General features: G+C 71.6%; 5 protein-coding genes. 2 read left to right on the forward strand and 3 right to left on the reverse strand.

Annotation, left to right across the window (positions count from 1 at the left end; translation table 11 throughout):
- Position 1 precedes the first annotated feature (1 nt).
- The 3 genes from PKE44_RS14040 to PKE44_RS14050 are packed head-to-tail and all read right to left on the reverse strand — an operon-like array spanning position 2 to position 3,237.
- On the reverse strand, positions 2–1,888 hold the full coding sequence (locus PKE44_RS14040) for an amidohydrolase (protein ID WP_324552248.1): 1,887 nt from the start codon (positions 1,886–1,888) through the stop codon (positions 2–4).
- Positions 1,889–1,948: 60 nt separating this feature from the next.
- Positions 1,949–2,569 (reverse strand): antibiotic biosynthesis monooxygenase, encoded by a 621-nt coding sequence (locus tag PKE44_RS14045; RefSeq protein ID WP_324552250.1) that lies wholly within the window; start codon positions 2,567–2,569, stop codon positions 1,949–1,951.
- Positions 2,566–3,237, reverse strand: coding sequence for a hydrolase (locus tag PKE44_RS14050; RefSeq protein WP_324552252.1), 672 nt, complete (start codon positions 3,235–3,237; stop codon positions 2,566–2,568). Before PKE44_RS14050 ends, PKE44_RS14045 begins: the two co-directional genes overlap by 4 nt.
- 239 nt (positions 3,238–3,476) lie before the next feature.
- Between PKE44_RS14050 and PKE44_RS14055 the strand changes: the two genes are divergently transcribed.
- Both PKE44_RS14055 and PKE44_RS14060 read left to right on the forward strand, forming a co-directional pair.
- Positions 3,477–5,177 (forward strand): sigma 54-interacting transcriptional regulator, encoded by a 1,701-nt coding sequence (locus PKE44_RS14055; protein ID WP_324552254.1) that lies wholly within the window; start codon positions 3,477–3,479, stop codon positions 5,175–5,177.
- A 60-nt stretch (positions 5,178–5,237) separates the two neighbouring features.
- A complete protein-coding gene (locus PKE44_RS14060; RefSeq protein ID WP_324552256.1) occupies positions 5,238–5,684 on the forward strand; it encodes an SRPBCC family protein in 447 nt (148 codons plus the stop codon).
- The last annotated feature ends 42 nt before the right edge of the window (positions 5,685–5,726 follow it).

The raw sequence follows: 5,726 nt of genomic DNA on the forward strand, positions 1-5,726 counted from the left end.
TTCAGAACGCGAAGCACGAGCAGCCGAACGCGCCCCAGAAGCCCTGCAGCTCGCCGGCGGCGACCGGGACTGCGGCGCGGCGGGCGCGGTCGTGGGCGTGGCCGTGCACGGCGCAGGCACCCAGGCACTGGTGCGGCAGCGCGGCGGCGGGCGGAGCGGGGCGGTGATGGCCAGGCGCGATCGCGACCGGCGACCATTCCGGCAGCACCGGCAGCGGCGGCGGCGCCAGCGGGGCGAAGCCGCCCGCGGCGTGCACGATGCGGCCGCCGACGACGGTCAGCAGCGATTCGATCGCGCGGATGTCCTCTTCCGGCACCGAGAAGTAATCGGCCGACAGCACGGCCAGGTCGGCCAGCTCGCCGACGCGGATGCGGCCCTTGTTGCCCTGATCCGACGAGAACCAGGCGCTGCCGGCCGTCCAGAGTTCGAGCGCGGTGTCGCGCGCGAGACCGTGCGGGGCCAGCGCCAGGCCGCCGACCGTGCGGCCGCTGACCAGCCAGTACAGCGCCGTCCACGGGTTGTAGCTCGCCACGCGCGTGGCATCGGTGCCGGCGCCGACCGGGATGCCGAGTTCGAGCATGCGCGCCACCGGCGGCGTCGCGCGCGCGGCCTCGGCGCCGTAGCGCTCGACGAAGTACTCGCCCTGGAAGGCCATGCGGTGCTGGATGGCGATGCCGCCGCCGAGTGCGCGGATGCGTTCGAGGTTGCGCGGGCTGACCGTCTCGGCGTGGTCGAAGAACCACGGCAGGCCGGCGAACGGCAGGTCGCGATCGACGCGCTCGAACACGTCGAGCATGCGCGTGATCGATTCGTCGTAGGTCGCGTGCAGCCGGAACGGCCAGCGTCCGGCGACGAGCCGGCGCACGACGGCTTCGAGCTCGGTCTCCATGCGCACCGGCAGCTCCGGGCGCGGCATCACGAAGTCCTCGAAGTCGGCGGCCGAGAACGCCAGCATCTCGCCGGCGCCGTTGTGCCGGTACCAGTCATCGCCCTGGCGCAGCGGCACGGTTTCGGTCCAGTGCGTGAAGTCGTCGAGCTCCTGCCCGGGGCGCTGCGTGAACAGGTTGTAGGCGATGCGCACGGTCAGCTCGCCGTCGGCGGCGAGGCGGTCGATCACCGCGTAGTCGTCCGGGTAGTTCTGGAAGCCGCCGCCGGCGTCGATGGCGCTGGTGACGCCGAGGCGGTTCAGCTCGCGCATGAAGTGGCGCGTCGAGTTGGCCTGCTGCTCCAGCGGCAGCTTCGGGCCTTTCGCCAGCGTCGCGTACAGGATCATCGCGTTCGGCTTCGCGAGCAGCAGGCCGGTCGGCTCGCCGGCGGCGTCGCGTTCGATCGCGCCGCCGGGCGGCTCGGGCGTGTCCCTGGTGTAGCCGACGGCGCGCAGCGCGGCGCGGTTGAGCAGTGCGCGGTCGTACAGGTGCAGCACGAACACCGGCGTTTCCGGTGCCGCGGCGTTCAGCTCGGCGAGCGTCGGCAGGCGCTTCTCGGCGAACTGGAATTCGGTCCAGCCGCCGACCACGCGCAGCCACTGCCCGGGCGGCGTGCGCTGCGCCTGGCGGCGCAGCAGCGCCAGCGCATCGGCGAGCGAGGGCAGGCCCTCCCAGCGCAGTTCGAGGTTGTAGTTCAGGCCGCCGCGGATCAGGTGCAGGTGCGAGTCGATCAGGCCGGGAATCGCGCAGTGGCCATCGAGGCTGACGACGACGCTGGCCGGCCCCTGCCAGCGCATCACCTCGGCGGCATCGCCGACCGCGACGAAGCGCCCGGCGCGGATGGCGACGGCGCTCGCGTCCGGGCGCTCGCGATCGACGGTATGGAAGCGGCCGTTCAGCAGGATCAGCTCGGCGCCGGAGCCGGAGTCGGCGGAGGGAGCAGCGGATGCGTCGGCGGACATGCGCGGATACCTCGGGGGGAGCGGGGGGAGAGCCGCCGCGCACGGTGCGGCGGCGGGGATTCAGCGCGTCAGCCAGCCGGCGAGCCGGCGCGTCAGCCACGGCATCACCGCGCAGACGACGATCAGCACGATGCTGAGCGCGACGACGAAGTTGCCGGCCAGCCAGCCGCCGAGCCACGGCCAGCGCGTGAACGCCGGCTGCCAGAGCTGCGGCACGATCAGCGTCAGCGGCCAGATCACCGCGAAGGTCATCAGCACCTGCTTCCAGAGCCGCGGCGGCTGCGCGCCGGCCGGCGTGAACCAGAAGGCCGCACCGGGGCGGATGTCCAGGTCCTCACCGGCGGCGAGCAGCGGCCGGATCTGCTCGATCAGCTCGCGCCGGTCGGCCGATTCCATCCAGCGGCGCAGCTGCTCCAGGCGCTCGAAGCGCAGCACGATCGTGTACGGCGTGCCGGGCGCATCCGGGCGGATGACGCTGACGCCGAGATGGCCCGGATACGTGGCCGCCACCGGCATGATCCGCGTCAGCCAGCGCTCGTAGTCCGCGCGCCGGCGGGGTTCGACGCGGTGGCGGATCACGAAGCTGACGTGGCCGGCGTGGGCACCGCCGAACACCGCGGCGGGCGGTTCGGAAGGCTCGGGCGGCTCGGGCGCTGCGGCTGCCGGTGCGGCGGCGTTCACTTGCGCACGCTGCCGCGCCACTGGCCGCGCTGCTGTGCGCCGTGCACGCGCGTGTAGGCGTAGTCGACACCCATGCCGTAGGCGCCGCTGTGCTCGCGCACGATGGCCATGACCTCGTCGTAGTGCTCGCGCCGCGCCCAGTCGCGCTGCCATTCGAGCAGGGTCTGCTGCCAGGTCAGCGGCCGGATGCCGGCCTGGATCATGCGCAGCATCGAGTAGTCGTGCGCGTCCTTGCTGGTGCCGCCGCAGGCATCGGCGACGACGTAGACCTCGTAGCCGTCGAGCATCGCCGAGTTGGCGGCCGAGTTGATGCAGACCTCGGTCCAGAGGCCGGAGAGGATCAGCTTCCGGCGGCCGCTGCCATTGATCGCGTCGCGCACCTTGGCATCGTCCCAGGAATTCATGCTGGTGCGCTCCAGCAGGGCTGCGTCCGGATAGACGTCGAGCAGCTCCGGCCACGTGTAGCCGCTGAAGGATTCGGTCTCGACCGTGGTGATGAAGGTCGGCACGCCGAACACCTTCGCCGACTTGGCGAGGGCGACGACGTTGTTCTTCAGCGTCTGGCGATCGATGTTGGCGACGCCGAAGGCCATCTGCGGCTGGTGATCGATGAACAGCAGCACGCTGTTGTCGGGCGTCAGCTGTTCGAGCGCGGTACGGTCGGTCATGGGTCGGCTCCTGCGGAGGGGATGAGCTTTCTTTCGAAGACCCGGCCGGGCGAGCCAGCCTGCGCAGGTTTCGGGCCAGTTCGCACAAGGTGGAAAAAACCGAGTGTTACACTCGGAATGTGAACAGGCGTTCATGCACGGTTGCAGCCTGCGTTGCAGACACGTTTCATGGTTGCGCTGTCATGAAACATCCGCTGCGACATCCCCCTGATTTTCCTGCGGCTGAAACCCTTCCCCCGATGACCGATCCCTCTCCCCCGAACGGCCCGGCCTTCGCCGCGCTGCGTGCCGACATCGAGCATCTGCTGCAGCGCTTCACGCTCGGCGAGCACGGCGGACGCATGCTGCTGCAGGGCCGGCGCATGGTCGTGCAGTCGGCGCGCTCGCTCGGGCAGCTGCGCGAGGAGCTGATCCGCATGCTCGGCGCCGATCTGGCGCGCGGCGTGCTGAAACGCTACGGCTACCAGTCCGGCTTCCAGGACGGCCACGCGCTGCGCCTGCGCCATCCGGAGCTGCCGGTCGAGCTGCAGATGCACCTCGGCACCGTGCTGCACGAGCGCGAGGGCCACGCGCGCATCGAGACCGAGCCCGAGGGCACGCACGTCGATCTGGCGCGCGGCGTGCTCGACATCCGCTCGCGCTGGCACGACTCGGTCGAGGCCGAGCAGCACCACCTGCTGCTCGGGCGCAGCAGCGAACCGGTGTGCTGGACGCTCTCCGGCTATGCCAGCGGACACCTGAGCTACCTGCTGCAGCGCGAGGTCGTGATCGTCGAGACCGCCTGCCGCGCCCAGGGCCATCCGTACTGCCGCTTTCGCGTCGGCTTTCGCGAGGACATGGAAAAACACTTCCCCGGCTGCGCGGATGACTATCGCCGACTCGACCTCGGCCGGCTGTTCCGCGAGCTGGAGCAGACCGTCGAGGCGCAGAGCCGCACGATCCGCGAACTGCGCGAACAGCTCGGCGCCGCGCCGGCCGCCGGCGCGGCGGCCTCGGCGGCATTCTCGACGCTGACCGGCCGCAGCCCCGCGCTCGCGCGCGCCATCGACATCGCGCGCGCGGTCGCCGGTGTCAGCTCGACGGTGCTGGTGACCGGCGAGAGCGGCACCGGCAAGGAGTTGCTGGCGCGCGGCATCCACGCCGCCTCGGCGCGCGCCGCCGGACCGTGGATCGCGCTCAACTGCGCGACGCTGACCGAAAGCCTGCAGATCGCCGAGCTGTTCGGCCACGCGAAGGGCGCCTATACCGGCGCCGCCGGCGAGCGCGCCGGCCTGTTCGAGGCCGCGAGCGGCGGCACGCTGTTCCTCGACGAGGTCGGCGAGCTGAGCCCCTCGGCGCAGGCCGCGCTGCTGCGCGTGCTGCAGGAAGGCGTGATCGTGCGCGTCGGCGAGCACCGCGAGCGGCCGGTCGACGTGCGCATCGTCGCCGCCACGCACCGCGACCTCGAAGCGCGGGTCGGGGCCGGGCAGTTCCGCGCCGATCTCTTCTACCGGCTCAACGTCGTCAGCATCCGCATGCCGGCGCTGCGCGAGCGCGACAACGACGTGCTGCTGCTCGCGCAGTCGCTGCTCGAACGCTACGGCGCGCGCTTCGGGCGCAACGTGCAGGCGCTGTCGCCGGAGGTGCTGCGGCTGTTCCTCGCGCATCCGTGGCCCGGCAACGTCCGCGAACTCGCCAACGTGCTGGAGCGCGCCGTGCTGCTCGCACGCGGCACGCGCATCGAGCTGGAGGACCTGCCCGATGGCTTCGCCGCTGCCGTGCACGGCGACGGCGCTGCCGCGGCGCTGCCGGGCGCGCCCGAAGTCATCGGGCAGCAGGAACGCGAGCGCATCCGCGCCGCGCTCGAGCGCAGCCACGGCCGGCGCGATGTCGCGGCCACGCTGCTCGGCATCAGCCGCGCGACGCTGTGGCGGCGCATGAAGCGCCTCGGACTGGCCTGAGGGCCGTCAGCCGCTACGCTGACGCAGGTTTCCGCCGCTCCCGCCGAGGTCGCAGCCGTCATGTCCGAGCAAACCGTCCGCCTGCACCGCGTGCTGCGCGCCCCGCCCGGGCGGGTCTACCGCGCCTTCCTCGATGCCGATGCGCTGTGCCGCTGGCTGCCGCCCTACGGCTTCCTGTGCCGCGTGCACGAGCTCGACGCGCAGGTCGGCGGGCACTTCCGCATGTCGTTCCGCAACTTCGCGACCGGGCGCGAACACTTCTTCGGCGGCGAATACCTCGAACTGCTGCCGGAGCAGCGGATCCGCTACGTCGACCGCTTCGATGACCCGAACCTGCCCGGCCTGATGAACGTGACGATCCGGCTGCGCGCGGTGCTCTGCGGCACCGATCTGCAGATCGAGCAGGGCGGCCTGCCCGAAGCCATCCCGGTGGAGATGTGCTACCTCGGCTGGCAGGAATCGCTCATGCAGCTCGCCAGCCTGGTCGAGCCGGAGATTGCGGACTGATACCGCCCACGCCGGAACGCTCGCCTTTTTTCAGCCCCCCGG

This window comes from Plasticicumulans sp. (assembly GCF_035331805.1).
Taxonomy (GTDB): Bacteria; Pseudomonadota; Gammaproteobacteria; order Competibacterales; family Competibacteraceae; genus Plasticicumulans.